Annotated in this window: 18 protein-coding genes; 9 read left to right on the top strand and 9 right to left on the bottom strand. The window is 67.8% G+C overall.

Translation table 11 applies throughout. From position 1 onward, the window contains the following. The first annotated feature begins 38 nt into the window (after positions 1-38). The 3 genes from ilvD to AMD30_RS16115 all read left to right on the top strand — a co-directional run bounded on the left by ilvD (position 39) and on the right by AMD30_RS16115 (position 3,401). Positions 39-1,754 carry a dihydroxy-acid dehydratase gene (ilvD, locus tag AMD30_RS16125; RefSeq protein ID WP_010843873.1) on the top strand — a complete coding sequence of 572 codons (1,716 nt, stop codon included), beginning with the start codon at positions 39-41 and terminating at the stop codon, positions 1,752-1,754. Between the two features lie 291 nt (positions 1,755-2,045). After that, positions 2,046-2,990 (top strand): manganese catalase family protein, encoded by a 945-nt coding sequence (locus AMD30_RS16120; RefSeq protein ID WP_010843872.1) that lies wholly within the window; start codon positions 2,046-2,048, stop codon positions 2,988-2,990. A gap of 144 nt (positions 2,991-3,134) precedes the next feature. Continuing rightward, the gene (locus AMD30_RS16115; RefSeq protein ID WP_014928644.1) at positions 3,135-3,401 is read left to right on the top strand and encodes a lipopolysaccharide assembly protein LapA domain-containing protein; all 267 of its coding nucleotides are present in this window, start codon (positions 3,135-3,137) and stop codon (positions 3,399-3,401) included. Positions 3,402-3,434: 33 nt separating this feature from the next. Here the strand turns inward: AMD30_RS16115 and AMD30_RS16110 are convergent, their stop codons facing one another. Further along, entirely contained in the window at positions 3,435-4,685 is a 1,251-nt protein-coding gene (locus AMD30_RS16110; RefSeq protein WP_055476320.1) for an esterase/lipase family protein, read from the bottom strand. A gap of 127 nt (positions 4,686-4,812) precedes the next feature. Continuing rightward, positions 4,813-5,457 (bottom strand): class I SAM-dependent methyltransferase, encoded by a 645-nt coding sequence (locus AMD30_RS16105; protein WP_055476319.1) that lies wholly within the window; start codon positions 5,455-5,457, stop codon positions 4,813-4,815. Between the two features lie 162 nt (positions 5,458-5,619). Here AMD30_RS16105 and AMD30_RS16100 point away from each other — a divergent pair, with 162 nt between their 5' ends. The 6 genes from AMD30_RS16100 (at position 5,620) to AMD30_RS16075 (ending at position 13,572) form a co-directional block, all read left to right on the top strand. Next, positions 5,620-6,411, top strand: a complete 792-nt coding sequence (locus tag AMD30_RS16100; protein ID WP_055476318.1) for an LLM class F420-dependent oxidoreductase — start codon at positions 5,620-5,622, stop codon at positions 6,409-6,411. 123 nt (positions 6,412-6,534) lie between these two features. Beyond that, positions 6,535-8,565: a TPM domain-containing protein gene (locus AMD30_RS16095; RefSeq protein WP_055476343.1), complete on the top strand. Its 2,031-nt coding sequence runs from the start codon at positions 6,535-6,537 to the stop codon at positions 8,563-8,565. 183 nt (positions 8,566-8,748) lie between these two features. Next, entirely contained in the window at positions 8,749-10,839 is a 2,091-nt protein-coding gene (locus AMD30_RS16090; RefSeq protein ID WP_055476317.1) for a PhoX family protein, read from the top strand. Between the two features lie 175 nt (positions 10,840-11,014). Beyond that, positions 11,015-11,488, top strand: a complete 474-nt coding sequence (locus AMD30_RS16085) for a MarR family winged helix-turn-helix transcriptional regulator (protein ID WP_010843865.1) — start codon at positions 11,015-11,017, stop codon at positions 11,486-11,488. Positions 11,489-11,543: 55 nt separating this feature from the next. Beyond that, the gene (locus tag AMD30_RS16080; protein ID WP_055476316.1) at positions 11,544-12,830 is read left to right on the top strand and encodes an MFS transporter; all 1,287 of its coding nucleotides are present in this window, start codon (positions 11,544-11,546) and stop codon (positions 12,828-12,830) included. 55 nt (positions 12,831-12,885) lie between these two features. Next, a complete protein-coding gene (locus tag AMD30_RS16075; protein WP_055476315.1) occupies positions 12,886-13,572 on the top strand; it encodes an EthD domain-containing protein in 687 nt (228 codons plus the stop codon). Between the two features lie 10 nt (positions 13,573-13,582). Here AMD30_RS16075 and AMD30_RS16070 read toward each other — a convergent pair whose 3' ends face one another. From AMD30_RS16070 to AMD30_RS16040, 7 genes are all read right to left on the bottom strand, one after another. Next, on the bottom strand, positions 13,583-14,230 hold the full coding sequence (locus AMD30_RS16070; RefSeq protein WP_425307037.1) for a helix-turn-helix domain-containing protein: 648 nt from the start codon (positions 14,228-14,230) through the stop codon (positions 13,583-13,585). A gap of 94 nt (positions 14,231-14,324) precedes the next feature. Then, the gene (locus AMD30_RS16065) at positions 14,325-15,515 is read right to left on the bottom strand and encodes an NAD(P)/FAD-dependent oxidoreductase (RefSeq protein ID WP_055476314.1); all 1,191 of its coding nucleotides are present in this window, start codon (positions 15,513-15,515) and stop codon (positions 14,325-14,327) included. After that, entirely contained in the window at positions 15,512-16,843 is a 1,332-nt protein-coding gene (locus AMD30_RS16060) for an FMN-binding glutamate synthase family protein (RefSeq protein ID WP_010843860.1), read from the bottom strand. Before AMD30_RS16060 ends, AMD30_RS16065 begins: the two co-directional genes overlap by 4 nt. 353 nt (positions 16,844-17,196) lie before the next feature. Continuing rightward, positions 17,197-17,955: a protein glxC gene (locus AMD30_RS16055; protein WP_055476313.1), complete on the bottom strand. Its 759-nt coding sequence runs from the start codon at positions 17,953-17,955 to the stop codon at positions 17,197-17,199. Beyond that, positions 17,943-18,839, bottom strand: coding sequence for a glutamine amidotransferase (locus tag AMD30_RS16050; protein ID WP_055476312.1), 897 nt, complete (start codon positions 18,837-18,839; stop codon positions 17,943-17,945). The genes AMD30_RS16055 and AMD30_RS16050 overlap by 13 nt, the downstream gene beginning before the upstream one ends. A gap of 66 nt (positions 18,840-18,905) precedes the next feature. Continuing rightward, positions 18,906-20,264: a type III glutamate--ammonia ligase gene (gene glnT, locus AMD30_RS16045; protein ID WP_010843857.1), complete on the bottom strand. Its 1,359-nt coding sequence runs from the start codon at positions 20,262-20,264 to the stop codon at positions 18,906-18,908. Positions 20,265-20,485: 221 nt separating this feature from the next. Beyond that, positions 20,486-21,856, bottom strand: a complete 1,371-nt coding sequence (locus AMD30_RS16040) for an ammonium transporter (protein WP_014928656.1) — start codon at positions 21,854-21,856, stop codon at positions 20,486-20,488. Between the last annotated feature and the right edge of the window lie 28 nt (positions 21,857-21,884).

The raw sequence follows: 21,884 nt of genomic DNA, 5'->3' as shown, positions 1-21,884 counted from the left end.
CCGACCGCGTCCCGACGATCACCACTACTCTTGCCCTCATGACCAAGCGAACCGAACCGGACGCCGAGATCGACATCAAGCCGCGTAGTCGCGACGTCACGGACGGCTTGGAGAAGACCGCGGCCCGCGGCATGCTCCGCGCGGTGGGGATGGGTGACGACGACTGGGTGAAACCGCAGATCGGGGTCGGGTCGTCGTGGAATGAGATCACCCCGTGCAACCTGTCGCTCGATCGGCTGGCGAAGGCCGTGAAGGAAGGCGTGCACGAAGGCGGTGGATATCCGCTCGAGTTCGGCACCATCTCGGTTTCCGACGGCATCTCGATGGGCCACGAGGGCATGCACTTCTCGCTGGTCTCCCGTGAGGTGATCGCCGACAGCGTGGAAACCGTGATGAGCGCCGAACGGCTCGACGGCTCGGTCCTGCTGGCCGGATGCGACAAGTCCTTGCCCGGCATGCTCATGGCCGCGGCGCGCCTCGACCTCGCGTCGGTGTTCCTCTACGCCGGTTCCACACTGCCCGGTTACGCGACGCTGTCCGACGGCACAGAGCGTCAGGTCACCATCATCGACGCCTTCGAGGCGGTCGGCGCATGCGCCCGCGGACTGATGAGCCGCGAGGACGTGGACACCATCGAACGCGCCATCTGCCCGGGTGAGGGCGCCTGCGGCGGCATGTACACGGCCAACACGATGGCCAGCGCCGCCGAGGCCCTCGGCATGTCCCTGCCCGGCAGTGCCGCGCCCCCGGCCCCGGACAAGCGCCGCGACCAGTTCGCCCGGCGCAGCGGTGTGGCCGTCGTCGAGATGCTGCGCCGCGGGATCACCGCGCGCGACATCATGACGCGCGAGGCCTTCGAGAACGCGATCGCGGTGGTGATGGCGTTCGGCGGCTCGACCAACGCGGTGCTCCACCTTCTCGCCATCGCCAACGAGGCCGAGGTCGAACTGTCCCTCGACGACTTCATCCGCGTGGGCAGCCGCGTACCGCACCTCGCCGACGTCAAACCCTTCGGCCGGCACGTGATGACCGACGTCGATCGCATCGGCGGTGTGCCGGTGGTGATGAAGGCGCTCCTCGACGCGGGGCTCCTGCACGGCGACTGCCTGACGGTGACCGGATCGACGGTGGCCGAGAACCTGGCGCACATCGCGCCGCCGGATCCGGACGGTCAGGTCCTGCGCGCCACGAAGTCGCCCATCCATCCCACCGGCGGCATCACGATCCTCAAGGGTTCGCTGGCTCCCGAAGGCGCCGTGGTGAAGTCCGCAGGCTTCGACTCCGATGTCTTCGAGGGAACGGCACGGGTATTCGATCGGGAACGCGCCGCGATGGACGCGTTGGAAGATGGCACGATCACCGCCGGGGACGTCGTGGTCATCCGGTACGAAGGGCCCAAGGGCGGACCGGGGATGCGGGAGATGCTCGCGATCACCGGCGCCATCAAGGGCGCGGGCCTCGGCAAGGACGTGCTGCTGATGACCGACGGACGGTTCTCGGGCGGCACCACCGGCCTGTGCGTGGGTCACGTCGCACCGGAAGCGGTCGACGGTGGACCGATCGCGCTGGTCCGCGACGGCGACCGCATCCGACTCGACGTCGGCCGCGGACTCCTCGACCTCCTGGTCGACGACGACGAACTCGCATCACGTGCACAGGAATTCACTCCCCTGCCGCCGCGCTACACCCGCGGGGTGCTGGCCAAGTACTCCAAGCTCGTCACCTCCGCGTCGCAGGGGGCCGTCTGCCGCTGACCGCGGTATCGATCGTTGAGTTCGTCGAACCGACCCCGGACACCCCTCGGACAGGACTGACCCGCCCGGCGTGTTTGGGCGCCGGTTGCGTGGGTATCGCTCGGCATACCAGTTGCTCCAGAAACGTGGCCTCTGTTGATGATGTGGCCCCCTCGACCGGCGTCGGCGAGGCATGGGTGTCTGCGAGTCGGATTGCTCATCCTCTGCCGCAACCGGTCCGGGCCAACCGATCACTCCATATGCGAACTCCGGCACCGCCGGTCCGCCTCCCAACGAGTTCGAGGAGAGCCTGTGTACCTACACACTCAGCAATTGATCAACGAGATCGCCGTCGACGAGCCCGATCCGGCCGCTGCGAATGCCCTGCAGGAGGGGCTGGGCGGGCAGTTCGGCGAGATGCGCACCATGATGCAGTACCTGTTCCAGTCCATGAACTTCCGTGGTGATCCGGCGTCGAAGCCGTACCGGGATCTGCTGCAGGGAGTCGGGACCGAAGAGATCAGCCACGTCGAACTCATCGGCACCACCATCTCGCGCCTGCTCGACGGTTCGCCGGAGTATAAGGGCAAGAAGACCGATCCGGTCGACAAGCCGGGTGAGAAGGGGTCCACACCCCTCAAGATCGCGCTGGACACCAGCAACATCCATCACTACCTCGTCGGCGCACAGGGTGCACTGCCCGTCGACGCCGCCGGCAATCCCTGGTCGGGGTCCTACGTGTACAACAGCGGGAACCTCGTTCTGGATCTGCTCTACAACCTGATGCTCGAATCCACCGGGCGACTGCAGAAATGTCGGATCTACGAGATGACCGACAACAAGACAGCCCGCTCCACGATCGCCTACCTGATCGTCCGTGATCAGGCGCACGAGAACGCCTTCGCGAAGGCCCTGGAGAGCCTCGGGGTCAACTGGGGATCGATCCTGCCGATCCCGAAGACCAATGCCGAGCGGTACCCGGAGGTCAAGAAGCTGGTCGACCAGGGATTGCAGAGCGTTCAGTTCACCTTCAGCGCCGACAACCAGAGCGACGCGGCGAAGCTGTACCGCGGTGCGTCCCCCAGCGGTGACGGGACCGAACTGAGCACCGAGATCATGCCCGAGGGATTCCCCATGACCATCGCACCCGAACGGCGCGAGGAGTTCGCGCCCGGACTGGACAAGGATCTACTCGCGCTGATCCAGGCCACCGCCGAGGTCGAGATCGCAGCCGCCGACGACCCCGGCAAGAAGTAGCCACACCCGGCGGGCGGCGCACGGCCTCCGGTGCCGCCCGCCGGCGTGAGGGTCCGACGTCAGGTTGCGTTTTGTCCCGGTTTCCGGGACAAGACGCAACCGGATCGCAGACGGCCGCCGCTGAGAGCACCTAGAGTCCCAGACATGGCGAAAGACCGCGGCGCCCCGACGCCGGCATCCGGCAGACCCTCCACGTTGTCGAGAGTGTCACTGCCGCAATGGATTGCGCTCGGGCTGACGATTCTGGCGGTGGTCTTCATCGTTCAGAACCGGACCACCGTGCGTATCGAGCTGTTCTGGGTGAGCGTCGAGTCGCCGTTGTGGTTCATCCTGGCCGTCGTCTTCGTCGTCGGCTGGGTCGTGGGTGTGCTTGCCGCACGCGGACGCTACCGTCAGCGCCGGCCGCACTGAATTCCCGGGCTGTCAACGGACCCCGTTCTGGTCCTACGACGACCGGCCGGCCGGCAGCGCCTTTCGTGGAGTGAGGTGGCCCAGCAGCCAGTCGTAGATCGCGTCGCTGTTCAGCAGGGTGAAGTGGTGCGCGCCACCGATATGGAAACCCTCCTGGAACTTCAGACCACGACGCCGGCGTGTGTGCTGCCCGCGCCCACTCGGTGCGAGCACGAGACCGTCACCGAGCAGGCGTCCCAACGGGTTGTCGGGATCGCGGGTGATCGTGGCGGTGACGAAGAGATGCCGTGCGCCCGCCAGCAGCGGGACGTCGGCACCGGGCGGCTGCGACCACGCGTCGGGGTCCTGGCCCACCCAGTCGTCGTCGGTCAGGCTGCCGTGGAACAGGTCTCGCACCCCAGCACTCCGTCGACGCAGCAGGGAACCGATCGGACGCGTGACCGGCGTCCGCCGCAGCGCATTCGTGGCCAGGTGGACACCACGAGCCAGCGGCGCACCCAGATGCGGCGTGCCCAGGCACACCGTCTCCGACACCAGACCCGTCCAGTACTCGCTGCGCTGAACGGCTGTGTGACAAGCACTTCGGATGACCAACCCGCCCATCGAGTGACCGATGAGGGTCAGCCGGGTCACCGGTGCGGGCCAGAGCAGTACGAGGTCGGCGAGGAGGTCGGCGAGCGCGCGGCCGTTCTCGCTGATGTGGCGACCGGTGTTGTACCGGACCTGGACCTCGGTGGCGCCGATGTCGCCGGCCAGTTTCTCGCCGTAGGTCGCACGCTCACTTGAGGACCAGGCGAACTCCGACTCCATCAGTCCGTGCAGGAACACGACGACGTGTCCGCCCGCGTCGGGAAAGCCCGCGCGCAGCGACTCGGCGTCGAGCGCGACCGGACGGCCATCGACGCGGATCGACATGTCGGCCGTCAGGGGCGATTCCGCGGTCTCCAGTTCATCGCCGATCAGGCCGTTGAGGATGCCGAGGAGCACGGCGCCACGATGGGTGTGCGACGGCGCGCGGCCCTCCGGCCACGGCATGTGGTCCGCTGCCGACCTCCCGGCGTCGAGCGCCGCGGCGATGGAGTTGTAGGTGCCCTCGCTGACGGCGTCGTGCACCATCTGTGCCGTGTCGACGGAACTCCCCAACACCGGCCGGAGCATCCGGAAGACACCACCGGCGATGACACGATGCATCGCTCCGACGCCTCGCGTGGCAGCGCCGGCTTCGTAGAGACCGAGGTGGGTGAGCGCCCGCAGCTCGGCCTCACGCGTGGTCGTGGCGGTCATGGCCCCGAGTGTACAGATGTGCACTCAATTCCGGGGCGCAAGCGTTGGGCGTGCTCGTGTGCGTGTACACCTCGTCGAGATCAGGGTGCGATTTGTCCCGGTTTCCGGGCCAGAACGCAACTCGATCTCAGTCGGCCCGGCGTCGCGCCCGGAACACGACGTCGTGCGTGTGGTGTCCGCCTCCGGCGGCCTTCCCGCGTTCCCGCGTCTCGTCGGTCACGATGTCCCAGCCGTCGCCGAGCAGATCCGCGAAATCCCCGGGCTGGACGTACGCGTCGGGGTCGAACCCATGGGCCCGCACGCCCTCGGGGGCGTGGGCGACCACCAGCAGGGACCCGCCGGGCCCGACGGCGTCGACCAGCCGGCGAGCCGCGTCGACGTTCTCCTTCGGGATCGGGAAGTAGTGCGCCGTCACGAGATCGACGCCGGTCGCCGGCACGTCATCGGCGATCACGTCGGCACGCAACCAGGTGATCGACGGTCGTGGATCGATCTCCCGAGCCCGGTCGACGGCGACCTGGGAGATGTCGAGGGCGGTGACCTGCCATCCACGATCGGCGAGCCAGCGGGCGTCGGCGCCCTCCCCCGACCCGACATCGAGTGCGGTGCCCGGATCGATCCCGGACACCTCGGCGACGAGTGCCGGGTTGACGTCCGACGTCCAGAGCCGGTCAGCGCTGCTGTACCGCGCATCCCAGCCCTCGGCGGTACCCGGGTCGTCGGGTCTCGAGGGCTCGGTCATGGTGTCGGGACGGCTGTTCTCGGTGGCCATGCAGTCGACTGTGGCACGCGCGGTCGCGGGTGGCCAGGACCGTTGCCGAACCCGCAAGAAGTCCGGCGCGGGGTCAGGGCGGACACCGGCGGGGTCGGGGCATCACGGTCTCGCCGGTCGCCTTCGTCGACGATTGCGCCGACAGCAGGCAGACTGGTCGGCATGGCATTCCCCATTCGCATCGGTGTCCAGATCCAGCCCCAGCACGCACCCGAGTACTCGTTGATCCGCGACGCGGTTCGACGCGCCGAGGACACGGGCGTCGACGTCGCATTCAACTGGGATCACTTCTATCCGCTCTACGGCGCGCCCGAAGGCGAACACTTCGAATGCTGGACGATGCTCGGCGCGTGGGCCGAGCAGACCTCGCGCGTCGAGATCGGCGCACTCGTGACCTGCAACTCGTACCGCAACCCGGAGTTGCTCGCCGACATGGCCCGCACCGTCGACCACATCAGCGGCGGCCGCCTGATCCTGGGTGTCGGGGCCGGCTGGTTCGAGAAGGACTACGACGAGTACGGCTACGAGTTCGGCACGGTCGGTTCACGTCTGAACGACTTCGGCGCTGCGCTGCCGCGGATCAAGTCGCGTCTGGCCAAGCTCAATCCGGCTCCCACCCGCGACATCCCGATCCTGATCGGTGGCAGCGGCGAGAAGAAGACACTGCGCTACATCGCCGAGCACGGCGACGTCTGGCACGGCTTCAACGACGTCGAGCAGTACCGGCACAAGTCCAAGGTGCTGGCCGAGCACTGCGCGGCCGTGGGTCGCGACCCGGAGACCATCGAGCGGTCGTCCGGGGTGAACTTCAGCGGCGACACCGACGCACTGCTCCGCGACGCGGACGCACTCGCCGACGAGGGCGTCACTCTGCTGACCGTCGGCGTCACGGGGCCCGACTATGACCTCACCGCCCTCGAGGCGCTGTGCCGGTGGCGCGACTCGCGGAACTGACCGCGTCGCGGGCGGCGCCGTATGGCGCCGCCCGTCATTCGCTCGGCCGGACGATTGCCCGGATGCAACACCCGACCCGATGCCTCGTCGGCATCGCACGTCTGCACGACTAGGTTTGTGATCATGCATCGAGTGCCGGCACTTCGGGAACTGCTGACACGTGTGGCTTCGACGGCCGCGCTGGTAGGACTGCTGGGAGTCCTCGTGGCCCTCGCGTCACCCGGCGCGGCGTCCGCCGAACCGCCGACCCGGTTGCCGAATTACGTCGTCGACTCCGCGGACGCGATCAGTCCGGCACAACGCACCGAACTCGAGGCCGCGATCGACTCGCTCTACGGCGACCACGCGGTCCAGATGTGGATCGTGTACGTCCGCGACTTCGGCGGTCTCACCAGCGAGCAGTGGGCAGATCAGACCGCCGTCGCCAGTGAGCTGGGTGATCACGACGCCCTGCTCGCCGTCGCGACCGAGGATCGGGCCTACCGGTTCTTCGCGCCCGACAGCGCCGGCGGCCTGGATCAGTCGACGCTCGAAGAGGTGGCCAACGACGACGTCGTCCCGCAGCTGCGCGAGGAGAACTGGGCGGGAGCCGGACTGGCGGCGGTCAACGGTCTGTCCGGAGCACTCGATCCGAGCAACACCGGCATCATCGCGGCCGGTGTCGTCGGCGGGGTGGTCGTCCTCGGCGGCAGCGGCGCGTACCTCTACTCACGACGACGGAGGCAACGCCGAATCACCGAGGGCGTCGAGACGCTCCGCGAGCAGGAATTGACCGTCGACCAGTTGGCCGCCCAGCCCGTCGACGTGCTCGACCCGTGGTCGCGCGAGGTGCTCACCGACCTCGACAACGCGATCCGCACCAGCGAAGAAGAGCTGCAACTGGCCGTCGGCGAATTCGGCGAGGTCGAGACCGCACCGTTCACCGACTCCGTCCGGCAGGCCGAGCAGGCGCTGGCTCGCGCATTCGCGCTTCGGCAACGGCTCGACGACAACGTCGCCGAGACCGACGACGAGCGTCGATCGATCCTGGTGCAGATCATCACCATGTGCACCGAGATCGACAGTGTGCTGGACGATCAGGTCGACAACTTCGACGCGATGCGCAACCTCCTGATCAACGCGGACTCTCGATTCGACTCGATCACCCAGCAGCTGATCGGCCTGCGCGCTCGTCTGGAGACCGCCTCACAGCAGCTCACCGATCTCGTCGGCAAGCACGGCGAGGGCACACTGACCTCGATTCTCGACAACGTCGACCTGGCCCGCTCCCAGATCGACTTCGCAGAGGCGACCGCGGATCAGGGCCGGGCCGCGATCACCGCACCGGTCGGTCAGCAGGGTCCGGCGGTCGCCGCCATCCGGTCGGCGGAGGGTTCGATCGAGCAGGCGACGGTGCTCCTCGACGCCATCGACCACGCGGATGCCAACATTGCCGCCGCCCGCTCCCGGATGCCGGCGCTCGTCGCCGAGGTCGAGGAGGAACTCGCCGAGGCGAATGCCCTGGCCGAGGCCGGCGGCACGTCGCTGGTGACCGCGATCGAGACCGCGAGTGCGGCGGTCGCGGGTGCGCGCAGCAGCTTCGACACCGATCCCCTGGGGACCTTCACCGCGCTGGTCGACGCCGACGCCGACCTCGACGACGCACTCGCGGCAGCGCGTGATGCCGCCGCCGAGCGCGTCCGCCGCGCGCAGGTCCTCACGGCCGCACTCGAATCAGCCGGCGCCAAGGTGACCGCCGCCGCCGACTTCATCGGCACCCGCCGCGGTGCCGTCCAGTCCACCGCTCGCACCCGGCTCGCCGAGGCGCAACGCCTCCTGCAGTCCGCGACGGACGCCGCTGCCACCGACCCGCCGGCGGCAACCCAGACCGCTCGTCGCGCCGGATCTCTGGCCGACCAGGCCCTGATGGCCGCCCAGGGCGACGTGGTCAGCTGGCAGCAGTCGCAACAGCGACACCCGACCGGTTCATCGACCGCCGGCGCGGTCTTGGGCGGCATCCTCGTCGACAGTTTCCTGCGCGGCACCATCGGTGGTCGCGGCGGAGGCTTCGGCGGGGGCGGCTTCGGCGGGGGCTTCGGTAGTGGCGGACGCAGCCCCGGGTCGTTCGGCGGCTCCGGGTCCTCGGGACGGATCGGCACCGGCGGCCGCTTCTGAGGCACCGGCGCCGGGAGCGTAGCGAGCGGGCCCAATCGAAGCCTGGCGTTGTTCCACGTGGAACCAACAGGGGTGTTGGGTTGCCGTTCACACACGGGTAGCCATCGGTTCGCTTCGCCCTCCTAACGTGCTCTTCGTCGTGCGCCGGCCCCGTGGCGCGACCATGCTTCCAGAGGAGCCCGTGTGCGTATTCCGTTGCAGCTGTTCATGTCCACCGGTGAGGATGCCGGACGCTCGTCCCGCGCCTACGTGACCTGCCGATACAAGTGTGGCGACGCGTGCCGCCACGACCCGGGAAACACCAGCGACAACACCTATTTCCGCGAGATCATCCGGACCGCGGTGTCGCGTCGCAGCGTCCTCAAGACCTCCGCCGGTGCCGCGGTGGCCGTCGGCGCGACCTCGCTGCTGGCGGCGTGCGGGGACTCCGGATCATCGGACCCCGCATCCCCGAGCAGCGCATCGTCCGGAGATGCACTGCCCGGCATGAAGTTCGATGCCGTCGCACCCAATACCGAAGACGCCGTGGTGATCCCGGCGGGATACCGCCAAGAGGTCGTGATCAGGTGGGGTGACCCCATTCTGCCCGGTGCTCCCGAGTTCGACTTCGCCAACCAGACCCCGGAGGCGCAGGCCGGACAGTTCGGGTTCAACAACGACTTCGCGGGGCTCATCCCTGTGGACGGGGTCGCCGACCATCACTATCTGGTCGCCAACCTCGAGTATCCGACCGAGCCGTTCATGTTCGCCGGGTACACCGACGGCGAGCCCACCGAGCAGCAGGCCCGGATCGCCATGGCGTCGGTCGGCATCGCGATCGTCGAGGTCACCTCGCAGTCCGGGAGCGGTGCACTCACAACCGTTGTGGGGCCACGCAATCGGCGCCTCACCGCGTCCAGCCCGTTCCGCCTGACGGGACCGGCCGCGGGCAGCGAGTTCGTCAAGACCGCTGCCGACCCGGCCGGGACCACCGTCCTGGGGACCTTCGCCAACTGTTCCGGCGGACTGACCCCGTGGGGCACCATGCTCTCCGGCGAGGAGAACTTCAACAACTACTTCGCCAACCCGAGCAAGGTCACCGACCCCAAGGCGGCGGAGCGACTCGAGCGCTACTCCTTCGAGGACGACGGGGACGAGCACCACTGGGGGCGGTTCGACAAACGCTTCGATCTCGCTGTCGAACCGAACGAGGGCAATCGCTTCGGCTACATCGTCGAGGTCGACCCGCATGACCCGAATTCCGTTCCGGTCAAACACAGTTCGATGGGACGGTTCAAGCACGAGTCGGCGAACATCTATGTCGTCGGCAGCGGCCCGGACAAAGACACGGTCGTGGCCTACAGCGGTGACGACGAGAAGTTCGAGTACATCTACAAGTTCGTGTCCAGCCGGAAGATGAAGAGCGGTCTGTCACGGACCGCCCGCGCGCACAACATGGGCATCCTCGACGAGGGCACCCTCTACGTCGCCACCTTCACCGGAGACCCGACCGACCCCGTGGACGGGTCCGGAACCCCGCCCGCCTCAGGGAAGTTCACCGGCAAGGGTTCGTGGAAACCGCTGCTGACGGTCAACGCCGACGGCTCGGCTCGCTCCTACATTCCGGGGATGACCCCGGCCGAAGTGGCGGTGTTCACGCGGCAGGCCGCCGACACCGTGGGTGCGACCAAGATGGACCGCCCCGAGGACATCGAACCGAACCCGAAGACCGGCAAGGTGTACTGCGCACTGACGAACAACGACGACCGCGGCACCGACGGAGAGGCCGTTGCCGACGCCGTCAATCCGCGTACCGAGAACAAGAACGGTCAGGTTCTGGAGATGACCGACGACCACACCGGGACCGAGTTCACCTGGGAACTGCTGCTGGTGTGCGGCGACCCCGCCGCCGCCGACACCTACTACGGCGGGTTCGACAAGACCGCGGTCAGCCCCATCTCGTGCCCGGACAACGTCGCCTTCGATCCGCACGGAAACCTGTGGATCTCGACCGACGGCAATGCGCTCGACAGCAACGACGGCCTGTTCGCGGTTGCCCTCGACGGCGACCGGCGTGGGGAGACCAAGCAGTTCCTGACCGTACCCAAGGGTGGCGAGACCTGCGGCCCGATCATCGACACCAACCGCGTTCTGATCGCCGTCCAGCACCCGGGTGAGCTCGACGATCACTCCGCGGACAACCCGGCGTCGCACTGGCCGGACGGCGGCGATTCCCAGCCGCGCCCCTCCATCGTCGCCGTGTGGCGCGACGGCGGTGCCGAGATCGGGGCCTGACCGCAGAGCCCACGCTTCCGCCGAGGAAGCCGCGACCTTCCGTATGAGGTTGTGCCCTGTTCACGGGCACAACCTCATGCGGATCCAGGGGGAGCACCGTGTGGCCCCGTCCGTAAGGAGCGTCACACCGTTGGCATGCATTACTTCGAAGTTCTAAGTATTAGACTTGCTAAACGTGTCCGCTTCCGACCCCGCCCACCTCGCCCAGGCCCTGCGGCCGACGATCACGAGGCTCTACCTCGCTCTTCGTCGTCGTGCACCGTCGGTCGAGCTGACCGCGGCGCAGACGTCGGCGCTGAGCGTCCTCGCCGACCACGGGCCGATGCGCATGGGTGAATTCGCCGACCGCGAATCCATCCGCATGCCGACAGCGACGTCGGTGATCGACGGACTCACGAAACACGAGATGGTCGAACGCAGACCCGATCCGGTGGACCGTCGAGCCGTGCTCGTCGGCCTCACCGACCACGGGCGCACTCTCGTCGGGCAGATCCGTGAGCAACGCGACGTCGTCCTGACGGGCGCGCTCGCCGAACTCAGCGATCAGCAACGCGAAGCCATCGCCGCGGCTGGTCCCGCCCTGCTGGCCCTGCGCGACCAACTCGACAACCATCCGGCATCGCACGCCGCGTCCCCCGCACGCGTGTGAGCGGGAGCCGGCGCGTCGCCACCGGCCACCTCGCATTGATCTGGCAAAGGACCCCATGACAGTCACCGAACACACCCCGAGCGACACCGTCGCCAGTGGAGCCGACCGCACCGCGGCCGAGCCGTCGATGCTCGCCTCCCTGCGCGCGCAACCGCGCGCGGTGTGGATCACCGCATTCGCCGCCGTCATCGCCTTCATGGGCATCGGCCTCGTCGATCCGATCCTGCACAGCATCGCCGAAGCGCTGAATGCCCCGCCCGAGAAGCTCACGCTCCTGTTCGGTGTCTACGTCGGCGTGCAGTGCGTAGCGATGCTGCTGACCGGCTGGGCCGCATACCGTTTCGGTCCCCGACGAACTCTCACCGTCGGCTTGGTCCTCATCGTCGTCGCCGCCGGCGTCTCGGCCCTCGCCGACAACATCGACCAGCTCATCGCGTTGCGGGTGATCTGGGGCCTCGGAAACGCGTTGTTCCTCGCCACCGCACTGGCTTTCATCGTCCAGTCCGCGGTTGGCAACCGCAACAGCGCCATCATGATGTACGAGGCCGCACTGGGAATCGGCCTGGCGGTCGGCCCGCTCCTGGGCGCCACACTCGGCGAATGGACCTGGCGCGCACCGTTTGCCGGTACCGCGCTGCTCATGCTGGCCGGCGCCGTCCTCTGCGCCGTCATGCTCCCCGCCGACGGCCCGCGATCCGAACGCGTCCAGGTGCGGATCGTCGACCCGCTCAAGGTCCTGCGCAACCGCACCCTCTTCGTCACCTCCGTCGGCTCCGCGTTCTACACGGGCGCACTGTTCACCGTGATCGCCTGGGCGCCGATCGCGATGGGTCTGCGTCCCATGTACGCGGGACTGGTGTTCTTCGGCTGGGGTCTGCTCACCGCGGTTGCGGGCGTCTTCGTCGCGCCGTTGCTCGCACGGCTCATCGGCGAGAAGTCCGGTGTCCTCGTGGCCGTCTCGGTCTACGGGCTGGTGATGGTGCTGGCCGGGATCGGCACCGCAACCGACCAGGTCTGGCTGATCGGTCTGGCCGTGATCCTGTCCGGCTTCCCGTCGGGCGTGCTCAACACCCTCTTCACCGACGTCGCCATGTCGGCGGTCGGCGGCGACACCCCGCGCTCGGTCTCGAGCGCCGGGTTCAGCTTCCTCCGCTGGATGGGTGCCGCGATCGCGGCCGTACTCGTCGCCTACCTCGCCAAGTGGACCGGCTCGGAGGCGACCCCGTGGTGGTTCGCCGCCGCGTACTGCGTCGTCGCCCTCCTCGCGGTGTCGCTGGCCGAGGTCGCCCACGATCGCAAGGTCGCCGACGACGCCGCACTCATCGGCGCCGAGGAATTCTAGGCGCCGATCTGCCAATCGGTGACCAGCGCGTGAATCGCCGGGTACCGTCCGCGGGGTGACGGATTCGAAGGTGATCGTTGCCATCCGGGGCGATGCGCCGACCCTCGCCGATGCCGATGTCCTCGTCCGGGGTTGTGCCGCCGCGGGCGCGACGCGCGTCCAGGTCAACCTCGACGACGACCTGGTGTCGGGAGCCATGCGCATCGACGAACTCGACCCGCCGATCGCTGCGGTGCTGGCGTTCTGGGCCCCCGAGCCCGGCCCTGTCCTGGCGGCCGTCGACGACCACCTCGGCGTTCGGATCGATGCCTGGGCGGTCACCGATCGAGCACCGCTGGATCCGGAACTACCCGCCGACGGAACGCGCATCGACGCGCTGTCCAACATCGCGTTCCTGCGTCGTCCCGACGAACTCGACCGCGACGAGTGGCTCCGTCGGTGGTTGGACGACCACACCCAGGTCGCCATCGACACCCAGGCCACGTTCGGATATGTCCAGAACATCGTCGAACGACCGTTGACCGAGAACGCCCCGCCGGTCGCGGCCATCGTCGAAGAACTGTTCCCGATGGAGGCGGTCAGCGACATCCACGCCTTCTACGGAAGCGGCGGGGACCAGCAGGAACTCGAACGCCGGATGACCCTCATGCTCCAGAGCGTGGCCCGGTTCGGCGCGGACCGGAATCTCGACGTGGTGCCGACGTCGCGCCACGACTTCGATCTCAGCGGGTCGCGCACGTGAGCCATTCGTCTCAGACGGCCGAGTCCGGGAATGCGATCACCGACAGGAAACGCACCGGCAGCTCGACGAGTTCGACAGGCCCGTGCGCTCCCTCGCCGTCGAGCTGAAGCGAGTCGCCCGGATGCATCCGGTACACCGAGCGGCTGTGGGCGTAGTCCATCACGCCCTCGAGGACGTACAGGAATTCGGTTCCCGCGTGCTGGAACAGTGGCTGGGTGACCGACTTCTCGGTCAGCGTGACGAGTAGGCACTCGAGCCGTTTGTGCTCACCGCGCAACGAACCGAGCAGCTCGTACTCGTGGCCCTCCCGAGACCCCTCGCGGATGATCTCCGAGCCCTCACCCGATTTGACGAACACGGCCGACCGTTCCATCTCGGCGCCGCGGAACAGCGAGGTCACCGACACGTCGAACCCGTTGGCCAGGCGGGCCAGCGTACTGAGACTGCACGAGGTCTGGGCGTTCTCGATCTTCGACAACATCGCCTTGGAGATGCCGACGCGAGTCGCCATGTCCCCCACCGACAGTCCCTGCTGGCGTCGCAGACGCCGCACGTTGTGCGCGATCGCCGTCTCCAGCTCCAACTCCTCGACCGACTGGTCGACGGGCCGCTCTCGCGCTGTGCCGGATTGATTCCGGATCAAAGGGTCGTCCGTCACGCTGCCAGCATAGTGAGAAACAACGTTTCCTGACAGTTGACACACGAAGTCAGCTCCCGTCGACGGTCGGGCCTCAGGTCATCGGAAGGCCGGGTCAGCGCATCTCGCCGGCTCCGACATACGGGAAGCGTGTCGTCAGCAGGTCTCCCTCGGCGAACCGTGAGAAACGGAAGTCCGACTCGGGGATACGAGGGTCCGCGCTGCGCCCGTCGACGACCAGATCGGCGATCAACCGGCCGACCGCCGGTGAGATCTTGAACCCGTGCCCACTGAATCCGCCTGCGAGCACGAGCCCGTCCAGCGGTCCACGGGAGATGATCGGGTTCCAGTCCGGCGTGACGTCGTAACACCCGGCATAGCTCGTGGTGATCGCCGGCGCGGAGAAACCGGGGAATCGCGTGCCGACCTTGTCGACCGTGAGGTCGATGAAGTCCGAGTCAGCGCGATTGCGGTAGTCGTCCGGGTCCGCGATGTCGAGGGCGGCCAGATCGCTGTTGCCGAACAAGATCTCACCGCGGACGTCGGGACGGACGTACTGCAGTGACACCAGGTCCGAGAAGACCGGCACCTCGCCGAGGTCCTCGCCCGGGTCGATCATCACGATCTGTTCGCGATGCACCTCGATCGGCACGTCGATCCCGTAGGGGGCGAGGAACGGCCTGGACCAGACGCCGGTCGCCACCACGACGGTGTCCGCGGAGATCGTCGAGCCGTCGGCGAGGCGGACACCGGTCACCCTGTCCTTGTCGACGACGAGGCCGGTCACCCTCGTGCCCTGACGGATTCGGATTCCCGTCGCCCGTGCGGAGGCCGCGAAGGCCTGCGCGGTCTGATACGCGTCGCCGTACCCGCCCCGTTCCTCCCATCCGAAGGCCGCGAACGGTTCGAGGTCGGCGGTCGGCCACATCGCGGCGACGTCGGCGACGTCGATCTCCTCGGTCTGCACACCCATCACGCGTTGTGCCGCGAGGCTCTTGCGCATGTTCTCGACATTCGCCTCCCCCACGCCCACCACGTATCCGGTCTGCCGGAAACCGATGTCCGTGCCGAAGATCTCCTCGGCCTTCTCGAAGACCTCGAGCCCGATCGCGGCCATGGCTGCCAGTGAGCCGACACCGTAGTGGCAGCGGACAATTCCCGACGACTTCCCCGTCATCCCGCCGCCGACGGTGTCGCGCTCACAGACGACCACATCGGTGACGCCGCGCTGTCCCAACGCCCACGCGGCGGCCGCGCCCTCGAGACCCCCGCCGACGATGACGACCGACGCGGACTCCGGGTTCACAGCCCGGACCCCGGAATCCAGTTCGTCCCGGCGAGCGGGACGCGGGCCATCGCCGACGCCTCGATCGAGATCGCCACGAGGTCTTCGGGTTCCAGATGCTGCAGATGTGCCTTCCCGCACGCCCGCGCGATCGTCTGGGCCTCCATCGTCATCACGCGCAGGAAGTTCGCGAGTCGCTTTCCGCCGAGGACCGGGTCGAAGCGGGCGGACAGTTCCGGGTCCTGCGTGCTGATGCCCGCGGGGTCGCGCCCGTCCTGGAAGTCGTCGTAGAAGCCGGCGGCCGAGCCCAACGCCTCGTATTCTTCGGCGTATCGGGGGTCGTTGTCACCCAACGCGATCAGCGCGGCGGTTCCGATGGCGACGGCGTCGGCGCCCAGCGCCATCGCCTTCGCGACATCTGCTCCGTTGCGGATCCCACCCGAGACGATCAGCTGCACCTCTCGATGAACTCCCAACTCCTGCAGGGCCTGCACTGCCTGAGGGATCGCGGCGAGGGTCGGGATGCCCACGTGTTCGATGAAGACGTCCTGGGTGGCGGCCGTTCCGCCCTGCATGCCGTCGACCACGACGACGTCGGCGCCGGAGTGCACGGCGAGCTTGACGTCGTAGTACGTGCGGGTGGCGCCGACCTTCACGTAGATCGGCTTCTCCCAGTCGGTGATCTCGCGCAACTCGTTGATCTTGATCGCGAGGTCGTCGGGCCCGGTCCAATCCGGGTGACGGCATGCGCTGCGCTGGTCGATACCCTGCGGCAGGGTGCGCATCCCGGCGACGCGTTCGGAGATCTTCTGTCCCAGCAGCATTCCCCCTCCGCCGGGTTTGGCGCCCTGCCCCAGAACGATCTCGATCGCGTCGGCCTTGCGCAGGTCATCGGGGTTCATCCCGTACCGCGACGGGAGATACTGGTAGACGAGATGCTTCGACTGCCCCCGCTCTTCGGGCGTCATCCCGCCGTCACCGGTGGTCGTGGAGGTGCCGACCTCCGAGGCGCCGCGACCGAGTGCTTCCTTCGCCGAGGCCGACAATGCACCGAAGCTCATCCCGGCGATCGTCACCGGGGTGGCGAGATGCAACGGGTACTTCGCATTTCGGCTACCGAGCACGACGTCGGTGTCGCAGCGCTCGCGGTAACCCTCCAGTGGATAGCGGGACATCGACGCGCCGAGGAACAGCAGATCGTCGAAATGCGGCAGCTTGCGCTTGGCGCCCCAGCCGCGGATGTCGTAGATGCCGGTCTCGGCGGCGCGCTGGATCGCGGCGATGGTCGTGCGGTCGAATGTGGCCGACTCGCGCAGGCCACGCTGTTCGATGCTCAGGTTGTCGGTCATGACGGTTCTCTTTCGTCGTGTGGTGGGTGCCATCTCCGCTCCCTGAGGAGTCCCGGAGCCTGCGGAGGGGCGTCGCGAAGGGTTTGGTGACTAGGCCACCGGACCCTTCGAGGCTCGTCGCTATCGCTCCTCGCACCTCAGGGAGCAGGATGGTCGCACCTCAGTAACTGCGGCCTGGCGGCCGTCGTGGACTACGGATGCCCCCCGCTCCCTGAGGAGCGAGCTTGCGAGCGTCACGAAGGGTTTCGCAGCCTCGGTCGCCAGACCCTTCGTGACGCGCCCTCCGCAAGCTCCGGGCGCTCCTCAGGGAGCAGGAAGCAGGTCGTTCTTTCGGATTAGGGCGCGGGGCAGGCTCAGTACGCGGACGTGTTGTCGACCTTGAAGTGGTACAGCTCGCGGGCCGATCCGTAGCGGGTGTAGTCGCGGGGGTCGTCGTCGCCGAAGCCGGCGGCCTTGAGCAGTCCGGTCAGCTCCTCGAGGTGTTCGGCGCGCACGGGCTTGGCGATGCAGTCGGCACCGAGCGAGGCGACATCGCCGCGCACATAGATGCGGGTCTCGTAGATCGAGTCGCCGAGACCGTCACCCGCGTTTCCGCGGACGACCAGACGGCCGGCCTGTGCCATGAAAGCGCTGTTGTGCCCGACGTTTCCACCGACGACGATGTCGACGCCCTTCATCGAGATGCCGCACCGTGCCGCGGCGTCGCCCTCGACGACGAGGAACCCGCCGTGCGCGGTGGCGCCCGCCGACTGGGAGGCGTTGCCCTTCACGATGACGCTGCCGCTCATCATGTTCTCGGCGACACCGGTACCGGCGTTGCCGTTGATCGTGACCTCGGCCTGCTGGTTCATCCCGGCCGCGTAGTAGCCGACGTGGCCGTTGATGGTGATCTTCAGCGGGAGGTTGACCCCGGCCGCGACGCTGTGGGCGCCGGCCGGGTTCTCGATGACGACCTCTCCCGAGATGTCGCCGTGCAGCGCCGAATTGATCTCGCGCAGCGGGGTGCCGGCGAGGTCGAAGGTGTGGTTGGGGCTCATCGTCTCAGCTTTCGCCGTGTCGGTGGAGGCGGGAACGGTAGGGGTGGTTGCCAACTCGGCGGTCATCGCGTCCATGCGTACACGACCTCGGGCTCGGGCTCCCAGATGCGGGCGTTCTCCACCCCGGGCAGTGTGGTCAGCGCGCGGTACTCACTCGCCATGGCCACCCAGTCGTCGGTCTCGGCGATCACCGCCGGTTTGCACGCGATGGCGTCACGGACCACGGCGAACGAGTCGCGGTTGGACACCAGCAGGGTGTAGAAGCCGTCGAAGTTGGCGCACACCTCTTTCAGGGCGGTCTCCACGTCCTTACCCGCCGCCAGCTGGTGTGCGACGAACCGCGCGCCCACCTCGGTGTCGTTCTCGCTGTCGAATTCCACTCCCGCGGCGCGGAGTTCGCGCCTGATCGTGGCGTGGTTGGCGAACGAGCCGTTGTGGACCAGGCACTGCTCGGGACCGACGGCGAACGGGTGCGCGCCCGAGGAGGTGACGGCTGATTCCGTCGCCATCCTCGTGTGGCCGACCCCCTGCCACCCCGACGCTGCTGCGAGTCCCCAGGATCGGGTCAGTTCCCGTGGCGCTCCGACACCCTTGAGGACGGTGAGGTCCGACCCGAAGCCCGCGACGAGTGCGTGGGGGTATGCGGCGCGTGCGGCGGCGAGCAGTTCGTCTGCCGTCACCGGGGCCGAGACCACGAGCGTGACGTCGATCGTCTGTGCCGCGACCGCCACCCCGAGCGCCGCGCTCAGAATCGCGGACACCTCCTCGGGGATCACGTCGAGTTCGAGGAGGGAGATGCAGCCGTGCCCCGGCGGTGCCCACCCGGGGTTTCCGTAGACGGCGATACCCGCCGAATCCGCTCCGCGGTCCTGCATCTCGCCGAGCATCTCGGCGAGCAACTCGCCGAGCCGGGGGTGGAGGTCCGGGTTGCGCAGATGCAGCCCGACGATTCCGCACATGGTCAGGTCCTTACGTCGAGAAGTGGATGTTGCTGTCGGAGAAACGCTTCGCTCAGGGATCGACGGTCAGAACGCCGTCAGGTACTTGTCGACCTCCCACGGCGTGACCGCCGCGTGCCAGTCGAAGAACTCGTCGCGCTTGAGGCCGGCGAAGTACGCCGAGACCCGCTGCTGATCGTCCGGCCAGTCCTCCGGGAGTGCGGCGTCGAGCGCGCCGGCGACCACCGTGTCGGTCTCGAGCGCCTCCACCGCGTGCAGGAGGGTGAGCGGGAGTTCGGCGATGTGGCCGGGACAGTTCCCGACGGCACCGGGATCGAGACTCCGCTTGATGCCGTCGAGTCCCGCTCCCAGGAGGGCGGCGACGGCCAGGTACGGATTCGCCGACCCGTCGCCACCGCGCAGTTCCACGCGTTGCTCGTCGGGCACCCGGATGTAATGCGTGCGGTCGTTGCCGCCGTAGGTGGCCCGCCGCGGAGCCCAGGACGCCCCCGAGCGGGTCGCGGTCGCTCCGGTTCGCTTGTACGAGTTGACCGTCGGTGCGATGACGGCCTGGAGCGCGGGCGCATGCTCCAGGATTCCGCCGATGAACCCGTAGGCCGTCTCCGACAGCCCCAGGCCGCGTTCGTCGTCGGTGACCTCGGGGAACACCGGGTCACCCGCCCGCGTCAGTGACAGGTGGAAGTGCAATCCCGAGCCGGTGCGCTCGGCGAAGGGCTTCGGCATGAAGGTCGCGATCATGCCCCGCTCCGCGGCCAGGGCCGAGAGCAGGTAGCGGAGCGTGACGACGCGGTCGGCGGTCGTCAGAGCGTCGGAGTAGGCGAAGTTCTGCTCGAACTGACCGTTGCCGTCTTCGTGGTCGTTGGCGTAGTTGCTCCAGCCGAGCTGGTTCATCGCGGTGGACACCGTGGTCAGGTGCTCGTACATGCGGGTCAGGCCGCGGACGTCGTAGCAGGGCTGATCCGAGTCGTCGGCGGCGTCGGCGGTCACCAAGGACCCATCGGCGGCCCGCTTGAGGAGGAAGTACTCGACCTCCGCACCGACCCACGGCTCGAAGCCTGCGTCCGCGGTCTGCGCGATGAGGGCCTTGAGGATGTTGCGGGGCGCGAAGGGCCAGGGCTTGCCCTCGACATGCGGATCGCACTGGACGACGGCGAGGCCCTCTTTGATGAACGGGATGGGCAGGAAGGAACGGACGTCGGGGATGGCGATGAGGTCGGGGTCCTTCGGCTCCTGCCCGATGGCACCGACGGCGTATCCGGCGAAACCGACTCCATCGGTGGCCAATTCGTCCACGGCCTCCACCGGCACCAGCTTGGCGCAGGGTTTGCCGCGGAGGTCGACGAACATCGCGAGGATGAACTTGGTGCCGTGCGTCGCGCAGAGATCGGCGAGGTCGCCGGTCGTCGTCTCGGTGGTTGTCATCATGTGCTCCGGGGGTCGACTCTAGGGGCTTTCGGTCCGCGTGTCCACTCTTGTGAACCTTTGTCTACTATTAGTAGACCTACTGGTTGTTTCGACCCTGTTTCGGCTCCGTGAGCGGTACGTGTCGGTTTGTCCGACAACGATGTCCGCGCGGGAGCGACGCAGACGGCTCGGGGGCCCACCGTCGAACGGTGGACCCCCGAGCCGTCGTGTGCAGGCGTCGATCAGACCCCGGCCGGTGGTGCCGAGGCCGGCGAGGACGCCGGCATCGCCTCCTCCACCCGTTCTGCCGCTCGAGCCGGTGACATCGTCGAGAGTCCGCCGGCGTGTCCGACAGAAGCGCTGGGGATCTCGTAGGCGGTCTCGGCGTGCAGTACGGCGTCGAGACCGGTCATCTCGGTCTCCTCGTCGACGCGCAGGCCCATCAGCTTGTCCAGTCCCTTGGCGATCAGCCAGGTCATCACGAACGAGTAGGTGCAGGTGATGACGATGCCGGCGAGTTCGCGCCAGACGATGTCGACGGGTCCGCCGAACAGGATTCCCTGGACACCGGCCGGCGCCGCCTCGGTGGCGAACAGCACGATGCAGAGGGTTCCGACGATGCCGCCGACACCGTGCACGGCGAAGGCGTCCAGCGTCTCGTCGATCTTGAGCCTGTTCTTGAAGCTCAGCAGGAATGCGACGACCGCGGCGGCGAAGATGCCGACGAGGAGCGCACCGAGCGGTGCCATGCTGCTGGCCGCGGGGGTGATGCCGACGAGGCCGGCGATTGTGCCGGTGATCATGCCGAGCGAGGTGACGTGCCCCTCACGCCACTTCTCGATGATCGCGAAGCCGATCATGCCCGCCGAGCCGGCCAGCAGCGTGTTCAGGATGACGGCCTGCGCCAGGAAGTTGGCACCGAGCGCACAGCTGCCGTTGAACCCGAACCAGCCGAAGAACAGGATGCCGCCGCCCATGATGGTCATCGGCACGTTGTGTGGACGTTCCATCCGTCGCTTGCGGGCACCGAGCACCACCGCCAGCGCGAGTGCTGCGACACCGGCGTTCATGTGGACCGCGGTTCCGCCCGCGTAGTCGACGATCTCGAGGTCGTTGAGCAGGAAGCCGCCGCTGTAGTTGTCGTCGACGTCGGCCGCGAAGACCCAGTGCGCCACCGGGAAGTACACCACCAGAAGCCAGATCGGAGCGAAGACGAGCCAGGACGAGAACTTCATCCGGCCGGCCGCGCCGCTGGCCACGATCGCGATCGTGATGGCCGCGAACAGGATGAACCAGGCTGCGAAGTACAGGGTCTGGGTGGCGCCGGAGGCGTCGTCGGTGAGCCAGTTGGTCAGTCCGATGTAGTCGGTCGGGTTGCCGATGATGCCCCACCCGCCTACCGACGGACCGGACACCAGCCCGTGTCCGATCACGACGTAGAGAACCGCCGTGATCGCCAGGGTGGACATGACCATCGTCATGATGTTGAGGACGTTCTTCGATCCGACCATGCCACCGTAGAAGAAGGCCAGGCCGGGGAACATCAGCAGGACGAAGACGAAGGCCGCCAGCATCCATGCCAGGTCGGCATTGGCGGCGAGTATGGGTTCCATGAGCGATCTTTCGGTTCAGGGACTCTAC

The organism is Gordonia sp. HS-NH1, assembly GCF_001418765.1.
Classification (GTDB): Bacteria; Actinomycetota; Actinomycetes; order Mycobacteriales; family Mycobacteriaceae; genus Gordonia.
The sequence above is the reverse complement of the archived record's forward strand: the minus strand, read 5'-3'. Positions and strand labels throughout refer to the sequence as shown.